The organism is Nitrososphaera sp. (assembly GCF_050748925.1).
Lineage (GTDB): Archaea > Thermoproteota > Nitrososphaeria > Nitrososphaerales > Nitrososphaeraceae > Nitrososphaera.
This window is the reverse complement of record NZ_JBOGQF010000029.1, coordinates 1-15,711: the sequence shown is the minus strand read 5'-3', so window position 1 is coordinate 15,711 and position 15,711 is coordinate 1. Positions and strand designations below refer to the sequence as shown.

At 53.0% G+C, this 15,711-nt stretch carries 14 protein-coding genes; 3 read left to right on the top strand and 11 right to left on the bottom strand.

The features are described from left to right. The coding region (locus ACREAY_RS03995) for a TCP-1/cpn60 chaperonin family protein (RefSeq protein WP_431754470.1) at window positions 1-546 on the top strand (546 nt) is incomplete at its 5' end. A 391-nt stretch (window positions 547-937) separates the two neighbouring features. On the opposite strand, the gene ACREAY_RS03990 is transcribed toward ACREAY_RS03995, so the two are convergent. From ACREAY_RS03990 to carA, 4 genes are all read right to left on the bottom strand, one after another. Continuing rightward, entirely contained in the window at window positions 938-1,198 is a 261-nt protein-coding gene (locus tag ACREAY_RS03990) for a hypothetical protein (protein ID WP_431754469.1), read from the bottom strand. A 155-nt stretch (window positions 1,199-1,353) separates the two neighbouring features. Continuing rightward, window positions 1,354-1,803, bottom strand: a complete 450-nt coding sequence (locus ACREAY_RS03985) for a winged helix-turn-helix transcriptional regulator (protein ID WP_431754468.1) — start codon at window positions 1,801-1,803, stop codon at window positions 1,354-1,356. A gap of 801 nt (window positions 1,804-2,604) precedes the next feature. Next, window positions 2,605-5,862: a carbamoyl-phosphate synthase (glutamine-hydrolyzing) large subunit gene (carB, locus tag ACREAY_RS03980; protein WP_431754467.1), complete on the bottom strand. Its 3,258-nt coding sequence runs from the start codon at window positions 5,860-5,862 to the stop codon at window positions 2,605-2,607. Next, window positions 5,849-7,027, bottom strand: a complete 1,179-nt coding sequence (gene carA, locus ACREAY_RS03975; RefSeq protein ID WP_431754466.1) for a glutamine-hydrolyzing carbamoyl-phosphate synthase small subunit — start codon at window positions 7,025-7,027, stop codon at window positions 5,849-5,851. Before carA ends, carB begins: the two co-directional genes overlap by 14 nt. A 138-nt stretch (window positions 7,028-7,165) precedes the next feature. On the opposite strand from carA, the gene ACREAY_RS03970 reads away from it, so the two are divergent. Next, the gene (locus ACREAY_RS03970; RefSeq protein WP_431754465.1) at window positions 7,166-7,546 is read left to right on the top strand and encodes a hypothetical protein; all 381 of its coding nucleotides are present in this window, start codon (window positions 7,166-7,168) and stop codon (window positions 7,544-7,546) included. Here the strand turns inward: ACREAY_RS03970 and ACREAY_RS03965 are convergent. The 5 genes from ACREAY_RS03965 to ACREAY_RS03945 form a co-directional block, all read right to left on the bottom strand. After that, window positions 7,543-8,565: an isocitrate/isopropylmalate dehydrogenase family protein gene (locus ACREAY_RS03965; RefSeq protein WP_431754464.1), complete on the bottom strand. Its 1,023-nt coding sequence runs from the start codon at window positions 8,563-8,565 to the stop codon at window positions 7,543-7,545. The genes ACREAY_RS03970 and ACREAY_RS03965 overlap by 4 nt on opposite strands. Window positions 8,566-8,579: 14 nt before the next feature. After that, complete coding sequence (locus ACREAY_RS03960; RefSeq protein ID WP_431754463.1) at window positions 8,580-10,088, bottom strand: 2-isopropylmalate synthase; 1,509 nt, start codon at window positions 10,086-10,088, stop codon at window positions 8,580-8,582. After that, window positions 10,085-10,585 (bottom strand): acetolactate synthase small subunit, encoded by a 501-nt coding sequence (gene ilvN, locus ACREAY_RS03955; protein WP_431754462.1) that lies wholly within the window; start codon window positions 10,583-10,585, stop codon window positions 10,085-10,087. Before ilvN ends, ACREAY_RS03960 begins: the two co-directional genes overlap by 4 nt. 4 nt (window positions 10,586-10,589) lie before the next feature. Continuing rightward, complete coding sequence (ilvB, locus tag ACREAY_RS03950) at window positions 10,590-12,278, bottom strand: biosynthetic-type acetolactate synthase large subunit (RefSeq protein ID WP_431754461.1); 1,689 nt, start codon at window positions 12,276-12,278, stop codon at window positions 10,590-10,592. Window positions 12,279-12,584: 306 nt separating this feature from the next. Continuing rightward, window positions 12,585-13,364, bottom strand: a complete 780-nt coding sequence (locus ACREAY_RS03945; RefSeq protein WP_431754460.1) for a cupredoxin domain-containing protein — start codon at window positions 13,362-13,364, stop codon at window positions 12,585-12,587. A gap of 390 nt (window positions 13,365-13,754) precedes the next feature. Here ACREAY_RS03945 and ACREAY_RS03940 point away from each other — a divergent pair, with 390 nt between their 5' ends. After that, a complete protein-coding gene (locus ACREAY_RS03940; RefSeq protein WP_431754459.1) occupies window positions 13,755-14,159 on the top strand; it encodes a YybH family protein in 405 nt (134 codons plus the stop codon). On the opposite strand, the gene lsrF is transcribed toward ACREAY_RS03940, so the two are convergent. Together lsrF and ACREAY_RS03930 are read right to left on the bottom strand one after the other, a co-directional pair. Next, window positions 14,156-14,992, bottom strand: a complete 837-nt coding sequence (gene lsrF / locus ACREAY_RS03935; protein ID WP_431754458.1) for a 3-hydroxy-5-phosphonooxypentane-2,4-dione thiolase — start codon at window positions 14,990-14,992, stop codon at window positions 14,156-14,158. The genes ACREAY_RS03940 and lsrF overlap by 4 nt on opposite strands. Before the next feature lie 42 nt (window positions 14,993-15,034). Beyond that, window positions 15,035-15,711: zinc-binding dehydrogenase (locus ACREAY_RS03930; RefSeq protein WP_431754457.1), on the bottom strand; the 677-nt coding region annotated here is incomplete at its 5' end.

Here is a 15,711-nt window from a genome sequence, read left to right as displayed (position 1 = left end):
GTGGAGGAAAGAAAGGTAGAGACTGACAAATGGGTCTTTGTTGAAAAATGCAAAAATCCCAAAGCATTATCGATTTTGATTAGAGGGGGGTCTGAGAAAATAGTTGATGAGGCAGAACGTTCCATGCACGACGCGCTCATGGTTGTAAAAGACGTTGTCCAGAAACCCGCCGTCCTGGCGGGAGGAGGATCACCTGAAGCCTGGATATCGCAGAATTTGAGAAAGTGGGCATCCGGCATAGCAGGAAGGGAACAATATGCCATTCTGGCATTCGCGGATGCGATAGAGTCGATTCCAATCGCCCTGGCAGAAAATGCAGGGATGGATGTAATTGATGTCATCGCTGAAATACGCTCAAAGCAATTGTCAGGAAATAATCCGTGGATAGGCGTAGATGTAAAGGAGTTAAAGGTTGCGGATATGCGCAAGAAAAACATCATAGAGCCGCTTGCTGTGAAGGAGCAGGTGCTAAAGTCGGCAACCGAAGCTACCGCAATGATGCTGAGGATAGATGACATACTTGCCGCTTCACGCACAACCAGCTAGCCCCTAACATGCTTGAGATAAAAGCTTGAAAAACAAAGTTGGTATTTCTAGACAAGGATATGGTGCAGTTCGCACTATATCACGTGAGGTCATTTTACGATGGCTTGGGTATCCCGCCGTCGACATTGTCTGTTGCTGACAATATTTACATACGTTTCAAGTCTAGAACTTCCCTGACTAATCTGGAAACAAACAGATTCGCTCGGGTTATCTCTGTCTCTGATAGATACCCTTTTTCAAATTCGTGAGATATTTCAATTGATGTGACGCCGGCCTGCGAGCTTCCATCATATTTGCGGATGCGGATGGACTTTAGTTTTGGGCTATATCCGTTTGCAACCAGTTTCTGGTTTATTTCGTCTCGCAACTGATCCGCCTCAATGCTGGACATCTATACTACCCTATAGTAAGTCTGGACCCCTGCATCTGTAGCGACATACCTTGTTTCGACTTTTCCCGCATAAGCCAAGGGGTGCATTGCATTGTTGAAACCATTATGATCACCGGGCCACGCATGATGGTCAGGATAGAGACGTGTCAGGATCTCCCCTTCAGTGTAGGCATCCTTATTTGAACCAAGAAAGGTCTGAATTCTTCCAATAATTGTGTCCCCGACTCGACCTTTATCAAAGTCATTTTTGTTAATAGGCATTTACATATACATGGTCGAATCAACCTATTAACCCGCTGCTCGACGGCGCAGACGCAGATGCATCAAAGATTTTGCAGGCATTCTAAAGAGCCATCAGGCGCTAACTATACGCCTGCCATCATATCTTCCAATCAATCTATTATCTGAATTTCTGTTTACATTTTACTTATGATTTCAAGAGGGATGGACCTTTTTCTCCCGATTACTTCTATGGATTCGCTCCATATTGCATCCCTGACGCCGTCCATGGACTTTATCTTTTCTAAAAGCTCAAGCAGTTCCAAGTTATCTTTTATGATTATTTCTGCCTTTAAATCGATTGTATGCTCCCCTATGGCTCTCGCAACATATACCACGGGATCGAATTCCAATAGCCTTTTTCCGACAGACATGGTCTTTCCGCTATGCGCAAAAATCAGCAGGTCTACGCGCCTGTAGCCTAGCTCCTCAAGGTTCAAACTATATGCAACAGTCAAGAATCTTTTTTCCAGAGACCTACGCCTACGCTGGATTGTAGTGCGAGGAAGATTGAGCTTCTCTGCCAGGTCGTGGGATGACATCTGGCCTTCAGGGTTAAGCAAAACTGTCAGAATCTTCTTGTCCACTTCTGATAGTATTACCACCTGACAACCCCATGGCTATTTGTTCTGCCTGGATATTAATTTTTTATACAAATTGAATTTATATTCTATAATGCCAGCTTATTTCTAAAAATGCTATCTTGATTATAACTTAAAGCAGGTCGATAATTCATTTGGGCAAGACACTATTTCCTACCATATCCACAATTTCGTTCCATGCCACATCCATGGCGCCGTTCATGACCTTGACATACTCCTTTACATCACAATTAACTACTAATATCGAGATTGCTATGTAAAATTCTTATAACTGATATCCAATTGTTATAATAATTCAACATATATAATTGAATCATTTTATTATTTGTAAAATAGTAAAATATTCTTTACAAATATTACAAAGGTTCATATGTGTTCTCACTCATATTGATAATGAGGCGATCAAATGGAAACAATGCTCACACTTGTGCTTCTTGCAATAGCTGGAATTGGTGGGGCCCTTGTCTACGTAATTGCAGGACCAAAGATGCGCGAGCGATACCACAACGACACGCTCCGTACACGCTCAGCTTGAGCTCCCCCACTTCTTGGTTCATCTTGATTACATCACAGTAAAAATTCTTTAGAGATGTCACCTACCATGTTAATCAACATAAAATCAGTAGAAAGTTGTATATGTCCAACTTGGCAGTTGGACCTTGGAAATTAAACCATTCGGGCAGCAAGGGGTTTGCACTCTGCTGATCGCATAAACGCCTTTTTTCTGGAATCTTTTGAAATGTATAAAAGAACTAGTTGAGTGCGGTGTTTCACTGGAAACACACACTAGTCCAGCTTTATGTAATTGCCGAGAGGGGCAAGCGTCGGCGTGTTGTTCCTGAGCCACTGGAGTGTCTTGATGAACGAGCTGGCCGACTCGACGGTCGTGAGCACGGGCGTTCCTGTCTCTACCGCCTTTCTCCGTATCAGGTATTCGTCCTGCAGCATGCCGACGTACTTTTCCAGCGTCGACGTCGCCGGGATGTTGATGATGAAATCCAGCTTTCTTTCATAAAGGAGGTCCGCGATGTTGGGCTTTCTGTCCGGCTCGCTTATCTTGTGCACCAGCCCGACATCGCCTACCTTGTTGTTCTGCATGAACTCTGCCGTGTGCTCTGTCGCAAGGATCTTGAAGCCCATCGACGACAGCATCGATATCAGCGGCAACAGTTTCTCCTTGTTCTTTTGCCCTCCGATGGTTATCAGCACCGACCCTGACAGCGGCATCGAGTACCCCGCCGCCATGTACGCCTTTGACAGCGCGTCGTAAAAGCTGTTGCCAAAGCACGCGACCTCTCCTGTCGACTGCATCTCGACTCCAAGGACAATGTCCGAGCCTTCCAGCTGCATGAACGAGAACTGCGGGACCTTGATTCCAAAGCCGGGCGCCTTTAGCCACAGGTCTTTGGCCTTTGGCGGCAGCGGCTTGCCAAGCATCGCCTTTGCGGCCAGGTTGATGAGGTTGAGCCCTGCAAACTTGCTCACAAAGGGCATCGACCGGGACGCCCTCACGTTTGCCTCGATCACCAGCACCTGCTCGTCCTTTACCAGGTACTGGATGTTGAGCGGGCCCTTTACGTTGAGCGCCCTGCCAATCTTGACTGAATAGTCGGTGATGGCATCCATCACGCTCCTGTCGAGCCTCCACGGCGGTATGCTCATCATCGCGTCGCCAGAGTGGACGCCCGCGTTGTCGATGTGCTCGATTATTGCGCCGATGACTACTTCCTTGCCGTTTGACACCGCGTCCACTTCTACTTCTGCGGCGTCTTGCAGGAACTTGCTGATGACGACCGGCTGCTCGGGGTTGACGTTGGTGGCATCTGTCAGGAACCTCTCCAACTGCTGCTCTGCCCATACGACCTTCATTGCCGCGCCCGATAATACGTACGACGGCCTCACAAGCACCGGATAGCCCACCGTCTCTGCAAATTCCTTGGCTTCTGCAAGGTTGGTGAACTGCTTCCACGCCGGTTGGCGGATGCCAAGCGAATCGAGCAGTTGCCCAAACTTGGCCCTGTCCTCTGCCCTGTCGACGTCTTCGCTGCTGGTGCCTATTATCCTGATGCCGTTTCTGGCAAGTTTCGGCGTCAGGTTGTTGGCCGTCTGGCCGCCGACGCACGTGACGATGCCGGTCGGGCTCTCCTTGTCGCATATGTCGAGCACGCGCTCTAGCGTCAGCTCTTCAAAGTAGAGCCGGTCGCAGATGTCATAGTCTGTCGACACCGTCTCCGGGTTGCAGTTGATGACGGAAATCTCTTTTACGCCGTTTTCCTTCAGCCCCCACACCATGTTGACGGTGCCCCAGTCAAACTCGACGCTGCTTCCTATCCTGTAGGGGCCCGCGCCCAGGACCACCATCCTGCTCTTGTCCTTGACCTCTTTTTTTACCACGACGTCGTCCGCGTCGCCCCCGTAGGTGAGGTAAAGGTAGTTGGTCTTGGCCGGCCACTCTGCCGCCAGCGTGTCTATCTGCTTGACGACCGGCTTTATCCCGAATTTTTCGCGCAAGTTGCGCACCTGCATCTCGTCGGTTGAAAGGCACCTGCCCAGCTGCCTGTCAGAGAAGCCCATCTTTTTGGCGTCCCTTACCAAGCCCTGTTCAAAGTTGCCCTGCTTGCGCAGCTTTTCTTCCATGTCTACAATGTTCTTTATTTTTGTGAGGAACCACGTGTCGATGTGCGATAATTGATAAATCCTGTCGATGCCCAGGCCGGCCTTCATGGCCTGCACGACTGCAAATATGACCTCATCATTTGGCTGCAGGAGCGCCTGCTCGATGCGCTCAATGTCGGCTTCCTGCAAGTCGTTGCCGTTTGCGACAAGGCCGTCCTTGCCGGTGGCGCTCATCCTGATGGCTTTTTGGATGACTTCTTCAAATGTCCTGCCTATGGCCATCACCTCGCCTACCGACTTCATGGCGCTCCCGAGCTTGCGCTTGACCATCTCGAACTTGCTGAAATCCCACCTCGGCATTTTCAGCACGACATAGTCAAGCGACGGCTCAAAGCAGGCAGTCGTTACCTTGGTTATCCTGTTGAGCAGTTCGGGAAGAGTGTAGCCGAGGCCGATCTTGGCAGCCATGTATGCCAATGGATAACCTGTGGCCTTGCTTGCAAGCGCCGACGACCTTGAAAGCCTCGCGTTAATTTCAATAGCCGTGTATTGCTCTGACTCGGGGTCGAGGCCAAACTGGATGTTGCACTCGCCCACTATTTCGCAGTAGCTCGTGGCGCGGATTGCCGCCGAGCGCAGCATGTGGTATTCATAGTTGTTGAGTGTCTGCGAGGGCGCGATGACGATGTTGTCGCCGGTGTGCACCCGCATGGCAAGCACGTTTTCCATGTTGCAGACGATGACGCTGTTGCCGTTATAGTCGCGCATGACTTCGTACTCGACCTGCTTCCAGTGGCCCACGTACTTTTCAATCAGCACCTGGTGCACCATCGAGAGGTTGAGGCCGCGCTGGACTATCTCTTGCAACTCTATCTCGTTGTAGGCAAAGCCGCCGCCGCGCCCGCCAAGCGTGAACGCGACCCTGATGATCACCGGATAGCCTATCTCCTTTGCCGCCCTTAGGGCGTCTTCTATAGAATTGACGGCAAAGCTCTGCAGGACCGGCACATCGCTTTTCACCATGGCATCCTTGAACAGCTGCCTGTCTTCGGTGACATTGATGCCCTTTATCTGGGTGCCAAGCACGCGCAGGCCGTATTTTTCAAGTATGCCCCGCTCGTGCAGCGCGACGCCGCAGTTGAGCGCCGTCTGGCCGCCAAACCCGAGCATGATAGAGTCGGGCTTTTCTTCCAGGATAACCTTCTCCACATACTCTGTGTTTATCGGGACGGGATAGACCCTGTCTGCAAAGCGCGTGTCCGTCTGGATAGTCGCAATGTTGGGGTTTATGAGGACGCTTTTCACTCCTTCTTCGGCAAGCGCCTTTAGGCACTGCGAACCGGAATAGTCGAATTCCCCCGCCTCGCCTATCTTTATGGCGCCGGACCCCAGCACCAGTACTTTTTTTATCGACTCATCTCTTGGCAATTTTAACTACCTTTTTCTTTTGTTTTTTCGCTTTTGGTTTTGCGGGCTTTACTCCGTCTGTTATCTTGCCCCTGCCGATTATCTCTTTGAACCTGTCAAACACAAACATGCAGTCGTAGGGCCCCGGCGAAGCCTCGGGATGGAACTGGACCGCTATCACCGGCTTGCTTGAATGCTCGATGCCCTCGACCGTGTCGTCGTCCGCGTTTGCAAACCACACGTGAAAGCCCGTGCCGTCGAGGCTCTTTGGGTCTATGCCATAGCCGTGGTTCTGGCTCGTGACGTAGGAAAGGTTGTTGCGCAGGTCGATGCACGGCTTGTTCTGGCCCCTGTGGCCAAATTTCAACTTGTAAGTGTCGGCGCCGCCTGCGAGGGCCAGTATCTGGTTGCCAAGGCAGATGCCCAGCGTCGGCGTCGACATCTTTATCAGCTTTGCAGCCGTCTTGATGGTCGGCATGCAGACCTTGGGGTCGCCAGGTCCGTTGCTTATAACGACGCCCTTGGGGTTGAACGACATTACCTGGTCGTAAGCCGCGTTCCACGGCAGGCGCACGACGCGGTAGCCCGTGCGCATGATGTTGCGGATGATGCTGTACTTTACTCCCGTATCAAGAACCGCTATGCAGTCTTTGCCCTTGTCGCCGTATTCCTTTGGCTCTGCAGTTGATACTTCTGGCATGAAATTGAGGCCCTCGTACTTGGCTCCTGACGCCATCTTTTTCAATTTCAAATCGTTGACCGGGCCCTTGTCTGACACGATGACGGCGCCCATCATGACGCCGTACACGCGCAGCTTTTTCGTCAGCTCACGAGTATCAATGCCATAGATGCCCGGTATCTTTTCCTCATAGAGCCACTGGTCGAGCGTCTTGACCGCGCTCCAGTGGCTTGCGACGTCTGACAGGTCGTGAATCAAGAGCGCCCTGGCCTGTATGCCGTCTGACTCGAAAAACTTTGGTAATCCATATTCGTCCTTGACGTCGAAACTGGGGACGCCATAGTTGCCTACGAGCGGATAAGTCATGCACAGTATCTGCCCCCGGTACGACGGGTCTGTTAGCGTCTCTGTGTAGCCGACCATGCCGGTGTTGAACACCACTTCGCCGGCGATCTCTGTCGGGTATCCAAAGCCGATCCCCTCAAAAATAGTGCCGTCCTCAAGCATCAGCTTGGCGGCATAGCCAGTGTAGGTCTTTGCAAGTGTCGGAATTTTCTGACCCTCACCAACTGTTTTAGGAAGGAAATTTAAGTCTTTTTGCTCTGAGCAACAAAAGTAATATTCTCATTATGCGGAAAATGACTGATGGCCAACTGCTCTGTCTGCGGCTCGCGCTTTGCAGAGAAAAAGTGCTACTTTTGCCAAAACCACGTCTGCACCGCCTGCGTTGTGCCTGACGACGTGTCGGGGAGCACGACCACGGTCAAGTGTATTGCCTGCCAGCGCAAGGGAGTCAAGAAATTGAGTTTCTTGGCAGTCGTAAAAAGAAACAAGTTCGTCCTTGCGGTCCTAGCCGGGTTCTGGATTTTTACAGTATTTCCCGTGCCCTTTATCAACCTGGCCGGCTACGAAGGCGACGTCCTGATCTCTATACTGCAGCCAGTGCTCATCGCCACTGGGCTTATGACCATACCTTTCATCCTCATGATGATTGCTTGGCAAAAAAAGGCGCCAAAGCAGAACTAGTACATCGACTTGGCGACAAGATCCGCAAATTGCGTCATCGACAGCCTGCCGCCAATGTCCTTGGTCTTTTTGTTCTGCTTTAGCAGGCCGACTATGGCGTCTTCTATGCGCCTGCCTTCCTGAGCCGCCTTTCTGTCGCCGTGCCTGTCTGCAAGCCATTCGAGCATCATCTTGGCCGACAGCAATATCGACGAGGGGTTTGCGGCGTTCTTGCCCGCAATGTCAAACGCCGCGCCGTGCACCGGCTCAAACAGCGCATAGTTTTCGCCAATGTTTGCCGCGGGCCCCATGCCGAGCCCTCCGACTACCTGCGCGGCCTCGTCTGAGAGTATGTCGCCAAAGAGGTTCGTGGTCACGATGACGTCGAAATCTTCCGGGTTGCGTATGAGGTTCATCGCCGCCGCGTCTACGTATAGCTCGCTGTACTGTATCTTTGGGTATTTCCTGGCGACGTCGCGGCAGGTCGCGGCAAAGAGCCCGTCGCCCTTGCGCATCACGTTTGCCTTGTGCACCGCGACCACCTTGCGCTTGCCGTCGCGGGCAGTCGCGGTCTTGAACGCGTATTCCGCTATCCTCCTCGACGCCTTTTCCGACGTTATCCTCAAGGCCACCACCGTGTTTGGGTCGGCGTTAAACTCCCATCCGAGGTACACGTCCTCCGTATTTTCCCGCACCGTGACCATGTCGACCTTGCCTGAAAGCGCGGGGATGTTTGGGTACGACCTTGCCGGCCTGACGTTGGCATAGAGGTCAAACATGCGCCTGAGAACAATGATGACATCCGCCGCGCTCTCGCCTACCGGGCCTTTGAGGCACGCCTGCGATTTCTTGATGGCGTCTACTGAAAATTCCGGCAGCGCTTTTCCGTGTTTTTTGAGCGCGGCGTCGCCGGCCTCGACCTCTTTTATCGAAAATTTGGTGGAAGAGTTGTCGCTGATTGCCTCAAGGATCTGTTTTGCACAGGCCGCCTGCTCTGGCCCTATGCCGTCACCGGTGATGAGTGAGACGCTGTACTTCATTCAACCATCACGGCCTAGCCCTTGGAGTCGAGCACTCTTTTCAAAAGGACCTTGTTTATTGCGTCCATCATGGCCTCGACTGACGCGACGACGATGTCTTGGTTTGCCTTTTTCGCCGACACGACGTTGCCGTTCCTGTCCTCGACTTTTACCGACACTTCTGCCTGGGCGTCCGAGCCCCCGCTGATGGAGCCGAGCCTGTACTCGCGGATCTTGACGCTTGCCACATCGCCGGCTATTTTCTGGATGGCCTTGAGGGCTGCATCCACCGGCCCGACACCGGTCTCTGACGCAATGAGTTCCTTGCCTTCGGCGCTTAAGCGGATGACTGCGGTCGGTATCGTGTGCATGCCGGTAAAGATCTGGAAATCGTAGAGCTTGAACTTTTCCTCAAACTGCGGGTTGTGCATCACCTCGCCTGCTATCGACAATAGCTCGGATGTCGATATGGATTTGCCTCTATCTGCGATCTCTTTTTGCTTTTCGACGATGAGGTGCAACTGGTCTTCAGTTGGGTTGATGCCAAACTCTCCAAGCATCGCCCTGATGCCGTGCGCGCCCGCGTGCTTGCCTGCCATGAGCCACCGCTTGCGCCCCACAAGCTCGGGCGCTATGGGCTCGTAGGTGAGCGGGTTGTTGATGACGCCGTGAGTGTGGATCCCCGACTCGTGGCCAAAGGCGTTTTCGCCGATTATTGCCTTGTTTGGTTGGACGATTATGCCCATCGTGTTGGAGACAAACCTGGAAGTCTCGTAGATCATCTGCGTGTTGATGTTGTGCCTTTTGTTGTAAAGGATACCAAGCGCCATCACAAACTCTTCAAGCGAGGCGTTGCCTGCGCGCTCCCCAAGGCCGTTTATCGTGACGTGGGCGCACGCGGCGCCGGCGTTGACGCCTGCTATCGCGTTTGCCACTGCAAGGCCAAAGTCGTTATGGCAGTGGACGCTGACCGGGAGCTTGGTTGCTTCCCTGACTTCTGTTACTATTTGCGCCATATAGTCCGGCGTCCTGTAGCCTACCGTGTCGGGGATGTCTATCCTGTCTGCGCCGGCCTCGGTGACTGCCCTGAACACCTTTAGCAAAAACGCCCTGTCTGACCTCGTCGCGTCCTCTGCCGAGAACTCGACTGCGAGGCCGTGCTTTTTGGCGTGCTCGACCGCCCTGACTGCCCGTTGCAACACCTGGTCGGGCGTCATTTTCAGCTTGTACTGCATGTGGATGTCTGACGTCGCGATAAAAGTGTGGACGTATTTCAAGTCGCACTTTATTGCCGCGTCAATGTCCGCCACTGTCGCGCGGGCAAGGCCGCACACCTCTGCCTTCAACCCCTTGTTGGCGATCTCCTTGATGGCGCGCATTTCGCCTGCAGACACTATAGGAAAGCCGGCCTCTATGGCGTCGACTCCAAGCTCGTCGAGTTTTATCGCAATCTGCACCTTCTGGTCGGGAGTAACCGTGACGCCGGGCGATTGCTCGCCGTCCCTGAGGGTGGTGTCAAAGACCCTTACCTTTTCATTGCTCAAAGCTCGACACCTCTTGGCAAGGCACAGACACCGGTCCTTGCCAACTGCGCGATGCCGTACTGCTCGACGAGGTTCATAAAGGCGTCAATCTTGTCCGGCGTGCCCGTTATCTCTACGGTTATCGTCTCCTTGCCGATGTCGATGATGTTGCCGCGAAAGATGTTGGCATAGTTCATTATCTCGCTCCTAGTCGTCGGGTCTACTGCCTTCATCTTTATCAATGCAAGTTCGCGGTAGACGGCCTTGTCAAGGTCGAGCACCTTTACCTCGACGACGTCGATCAATTTGCGCAACTGCTTTACGAGCTGGTCGAGGGTCTTTTCGTCGCTCTTTGTAGTTATCGTCATCCGAGAGAGGTCCTTTTGCTCGGTGAGGCCCACGGTTATAGACTCGATGTTAAAGTTGCGAGCCCGGAAAAGGTTTGTTATCCTAAAGAGGACGCCGGGCTTGTTTTCGACGAGGGCCGACACGATGTACCAGTCTGCAGTCTGCGACATTCCATTATGCTCCTGTTATCATGTCCTTGAGGCCGGTGCCCGGGGCCACGAACGGGTACACGTCCTCGTCCGGGTCGATTGGTATGTCGATCACCGTCGCAACGTCGCTCTTGATGGCAGTCTTTATCGCCTTCTCAAGCTCTGCCATCGACTGGGCGCGGATGCCCTGCGCGCCGTACGCCTCTGCTACTTTCACATAGTCGGGGCACGAGTGCTGGTGCACGCCGCTGTACCTGCGGTTGTAGAAGGTGCGCTGCCACTGGGCCACCATGCCGAGCATGTAGTTGTTCATGAGAAACACGATTACCGGAAGTTTCTCGAGCACAGACACTGCAAGCGAGTTTTCAGTCATGTTAAACGAGCCGTCGCCGGCAATGTCGACCACCGGCACGTTTGGCCTTGCAGCCTTTGCGCCTATCGAGGCGGGAAAGCCAAAGCCCATCGTGCCGAGACCTGTTGAACTGAAAAACGTGCCGGGCGATATCACGTCAAAGTGGAGCGATGCCCACATCTGGCACTGGCCGACCTCCGTGGTGACGATGCCTGCAGCGGGGAGCAACTCGCGCAACTTTTTGAGCGACTTTTTCGCAGTTATCTCGCGGGGATAGTCCTTGAGAGTCTCTGTGTAGTATGATATCAGCTCCTTTCTGCGCTTGAGCCATGGGTTGTCAGCCTCTTTCTTGACCACCTTTTTCGTCAATAATTTCACGAGCGTCCTGAGCGACGATTTGACGTCTCCCACAATCGCGACATCGACTGACTTGTTCTTGCCAATCTCGGCAGGGTCGATGTCCATGTGGATGATGCTCATGCCCTTGCCAAACTCGTCAAACCTGCCAACCGACCTGTCTGAGAACCTTGCGCCGATGGCTATGATGCAGTCTGCCTCGATGATTATCTTGTTTGCCTCCGGATGCCCGTGCATGCCTATCGGGCCCATTGCAAGCGGGTGGTTCTCGGGGAACGCGCCCTTGCCCTTGAACGTGGTCACGACAGGAATCATGAGAAGCTCTGCGAGCGTCTGCAATTCTGCAAACGCACCTGAAAGTATTACACCGCCGCCTGCCATGATTATCGGCCTCTCCGCCTTGAGTATGAGCTCTACCGCCCTGCCGACTTCGGACAAGTCCGCGTCCACAATAGGGTTGTAGCCCCTCACCTTGATGAGGTCTGGGAACTTCATGTCTGCGGTCGCCTGCTGGACGTCCTTTGGGATGTCGATGAGCACCGGCCCCGGTCTCCCGCTCTCGGCGATGTAGAACGCCTTTTTCACATTGTCAGGGATTTCTCCGGCCTGCCTCGGCTGGAACGCGTATTTAGTGCAAGGGTTTGAAATGCCGATGATGTCTGTCTCTTGGAAGGCGTCCTTGCCTATCATGGCTAATGGAACCTGGCCGGTCACGGCGACCATCGGGATCGAGTCGGCGTGCGCGGTCGCGAGGCCTGTGATGATGTTGGTGGCGCCCGGACCGGACGTCGCAAAGCAGACGCCAGATTTCCTCTTTATCCTCGCATATCCATCTGCCATGTGGGCAGCCGACTGCTCGTGGCGCACGAGTACGTGCCTGAGATTTGCCCCTACGAGGGCGTCATATATCGGAAGGTTTGCCCCGCCGGGAAGTCCAAAGACTACGTCTACGCCCTCCTTTTCAAGGGCATGGATCAACGCTTTTGCGCCGGTCATTTCCACCATTTACATTGTCACCAATTTTTTCAAGACAAATGCCCGCAGTTGTGCAGAGACCTGTCTAGGCAAGTACCAGTAGGACTAGAATCTTAACCTTGTGCCTAGAGAGCTCGCCTGTTTGGGGCATCTGGAACTGGATTGCAGTGATATAATTTATAAAGATAACTATTTGCAAAGCGCCAAGTTTTGGATCCGACTTCCAAGCTGTCATTAGGCGGCATCAATGAGAGCCATCCTGCAAAAGTTTTTGCATTTGCGCCGGCTTTGTAGCCACGCCCTTTAGCCGCGGTTGATAAAAAAAGAGGGTAGCGCCTATTGCTCTACCACTACCTCTCCTTTCATCATGGGATGAATCTGGCAATAATACTCGTATTGCCCTGCTTCGTCGAACGTGTGTTCGTACCTGGCCCCAAAGCTCATCAGATAAGAGCTCAGCTCATCCCCGCTGTTTGGATCGCTCATGCCTGTGCCGGACGTCACGGTATGCTGTTCAAAGTCGTTGTTTATCCAAGTTACAGTGTCTCCGACCTTGACAGTCAGAGGGCTGGGCGAATAGGCTCTGTCTCCCAGTCCTGTTGCCCCTGGGACGATTGAGACAGGATTATCTTGCTCTGTTGCTCCTGTGGCGTTGCCGGAAGGCATTGCGCTGCTCACGTCGGTGTAAAGCTGTGGCTTGCGCGTGACTGCTGAAAGGGTGTATGTGATGACAAACGGCTCTTCGTCAAGTGTCAGGGCCATCAACCCGTTGCCCACAAACTGCATCGTTGCAGAAGGGGCGGCAAACGTCCCGTAATCCGGCTCGATGACGTTAATGGCTATCTTGTTCTGCTCGTCAATTGGAAAGTTCAGGGGCTCTCCAAAGGATGGGTCTACCTGCGAAGCATTCGTGACCCCGTATCCCTGGTACACTCCAATGATCACCTTCTTGCTTGCCGAAAATGTGATGGTGCCTTCATAGATGACGCCATCCATTCGCGGAGGAAGTATGTCCACCGCGTTAAAGCTCGGGTCAGCAGGATCGCCAAAGGATGATACCGTACCCTGCAGCACGACTACTCTCTTTTTAGGGTCGACTATGGGACCAGCAGGCATAGGTTGTTCTTGCGAAGTGTCCGTCCCATTGACTGCGGCGCCCGGTGTTGTATCTAAAGTATTGCCTTGGTTATCTTGCGCCGACGCTTTTCCGACCTGCCCGATACCAATGAATGACGCTGCAAAGAGCAAAACTATTGCAGCACCCGATACCAGCAGGATACTGACGGTCTGCTTTCCGTTCATTATCGCACCGTGTCCGGTGCTGCTAATAAATACAGAAGACGACTGATAATAGAAGATTGATACCTTTGAAAATCCAAGAAATCTTTTTCCGTCAGTATTTTGTTCACAAATAATCCTGGCACTTGATACTGGAAGAAGAAACCGCGTGCTAAATACATCAATTTATAAGGTTTCGCGCTGCAACCCTGATGAACGTTATTGTCTGTGACTGATTCCGCTATTATCCGTGATTTTATTTACAATTATTTTCAAATAGCCAAGAGCAAGGAGATAGAAAATCTCCCCGAGTTCTTTCACGACAACTTTACCAAGTTTGGCGACTCGCCTCCATACGACAGGCGCGAGCTGGACCGGGCGATGATGCTTGAGCAACTTCAGTTTGCGAGCATCTCCGACTATGATTTCAAGATCGAAGAGATGAAGATAGACGTCCTAGACAACGTGGCAATAGCGACGTTTACGCTTGACAGCACCGGCCTTATCGTTGATGACTATTCTTTCCGCGGGACTGCCATCAAGAATAAGGCGCGCGTGACCATAGTGCTGCAAAAAGACAGAAAGGGCGGGTGGAAGATGCTCCACCAGCACTTTTCCAAGATGCCCTGCTAGTCAAAATCCGCCGGCCTGGCGACGGCCTTTACCTTTTGCGGCTCTTTCTTGCCCGCCTTTTCGCGGGTAAAGATGCTGTACGCTTCCTTGACATCCGCATTGTCGTGGACTATTGCCTTGACCGCCTTTATCATCGGCACGGGATAGTCTGACTGCCAGATGTTGCGGCCCATGTCCACGCCCGCCGCGCCGTGCGTCACCGAGTCGTGCGCGAGTTTCAGGGCGTCCATCTCTGGAAGTTTCTTGCCGCCGGCCACCACGAGGGGCACGGGACAAGATTCGACTACCTGCTCAAAGTTTTCGCAATAGTAGGTCTTGACAATGTGCGCGCCCAGCTCTGCCGCCACCCTGCACGCGAGGCCGAGATACCTGGCGTCGCGGCCCATCTCCTTTCCAACCGCGGTCACGGCAAGCACCGGGATGCCGAACTTTTCGCCTTCGTCGACCAGCTTGCCGAGGCTCGCCAGCGTCTGGTGCTCGTACTTGCTGCCCACAAATATCGAGAGCGCAAGGCACGACGCGTTCAATCTTATGGCCTCCTCGATGGAGGTCGTTATCGCCTCCTTTGACAGGTCCTCGCCGACGATGCTAGTACCGCCAGACACGCGAAGCACGATCGGCACGTCGCGCTCTGCCGGGACGCAGTTGCGCAAAACCCCCCTGGTGAGCATCAGCGAATCGGCATAGGGCAAAAGCGGCGCCACGGTCTTTCTAGGGTCTTCAAGGCGCTCGGTGGGGCCCAGAAAGTAGCCGTGGTCCACTGCAAGCATGAGGCACCTGCCGTCGGCAGGGCGGATGATCTTTGAAAAGCGGTTTTTCATTCCCCAGTCCATGATGTATCAGGGTGAAAAACCTGTTTTTATTATATATAGTTTCTACGGGCCGGTCGTGACGACGACCTTCATCGCATCCTTTGCTTCATGCGCGCACTTTATTGCGTTCGCCGCGTCCTTGATGTCAAACCTGTGTGTGATGAGCGACGCGATGTCAAGGCGCTTTTCAGCAATCAGCCTGATGGCCTGGTTCGTCTCTACCTCAGACGCTGCATAGCTTGGGATCAATGAATGTTCACTGGAATACAGCTTGCTCATGTCGTACGACATCTCCGAGCCCTTTGGCGGCACGCCAAACAGCATTACCTTGCCCGCCTTTCTCGTCATGTCAAACGACTGCAGAAGTGCCTTTGTGCTCCCCGTCGCGACTACTGCAATGTCGACGCCCCTGCCACCAGTCTGCTCTTTTATCTTCTGGATAAAGTCTTTGGCAGTAATCGAATTGAATGCCTGGACGCCATACCTTTCAGCGAACTTTAACCGAAAATCGTTAACGTCGGACACAAACACCTTGCCGGCGCCAAACGCCCTTGCCAGCAGGACGTGCATCAGGCCGGCCGGCCCCGCGCCAAGGACCGCAATGTCGTCGCCTTTCTGAAAGTTGCATTTGTTCCACGCCCTGATGCAGCATGCAAGAGGCTCTACAAGCGACGCCTCATCAAACGTCATGGCATCGGGCAGTTTTATCAGCCCGCCCCTTGACACGTTCCATTCAGGAA

Bases quoted from the DNA above. Each gene is read 5' to 3' on its own strand.
- ACREAY_RS03990 (WP_431754469.1), bottom strand. From the start codon at position 1,198: ATGCCTATTAACAAAAATGACTTTGATAAAGGTCGAGTCGGGGACACA.
- carA (WP_431754466.1), bottom strand. From the start codon at position 7,027: ATGCTTGAGGACGGCACTATTTTTGAGGGGATCGGCTTTGGATACCCG.
- ACREAY_RS03970 (WP_431754465.1), top strand. From the start codon at position 7,166: ATGGCCAACTGCTCTGTCTGCGGCTCGCGCTTTGCAGAGAAAAAGTGC.
- ACREAY_RS03965 (WP_431754464.1), bottom strand. From the start codon at position 8,565: ATGAAGTACAGCGTCTCACTCATCACCGGTGACGGCATAGGGCCAGAG.
- ilvN (WP_431754462.1), bottom strand. From the start codon at position 10,585: ATGTCGCAGACTGCAGACTGGTACATCGTGTCGGCCCTCGTCGAAAAC.
- ilvB (WP_431754461.1), bottom strand. From the start codon at position 12,278: ATGGTGGAAATGACCGGCGCAAAAGCGTTGATCCATGCCCTTGAAAAG.
- ACREAY_RS03945 (WP_431754460.1), bottom strand. From the start codon at position 13,364: ATGCCTGCTGGTCCCATAGTCGACCCTAAAAAGAGAGTAGTCGTGCTG.
- lsrF (WP_431754458.1), bottom strand. From the start codon at position 14,992: ATGGACTGGGGAATGAAAAACCGCTTTTCAAAGATCATCCGCCCTGCC.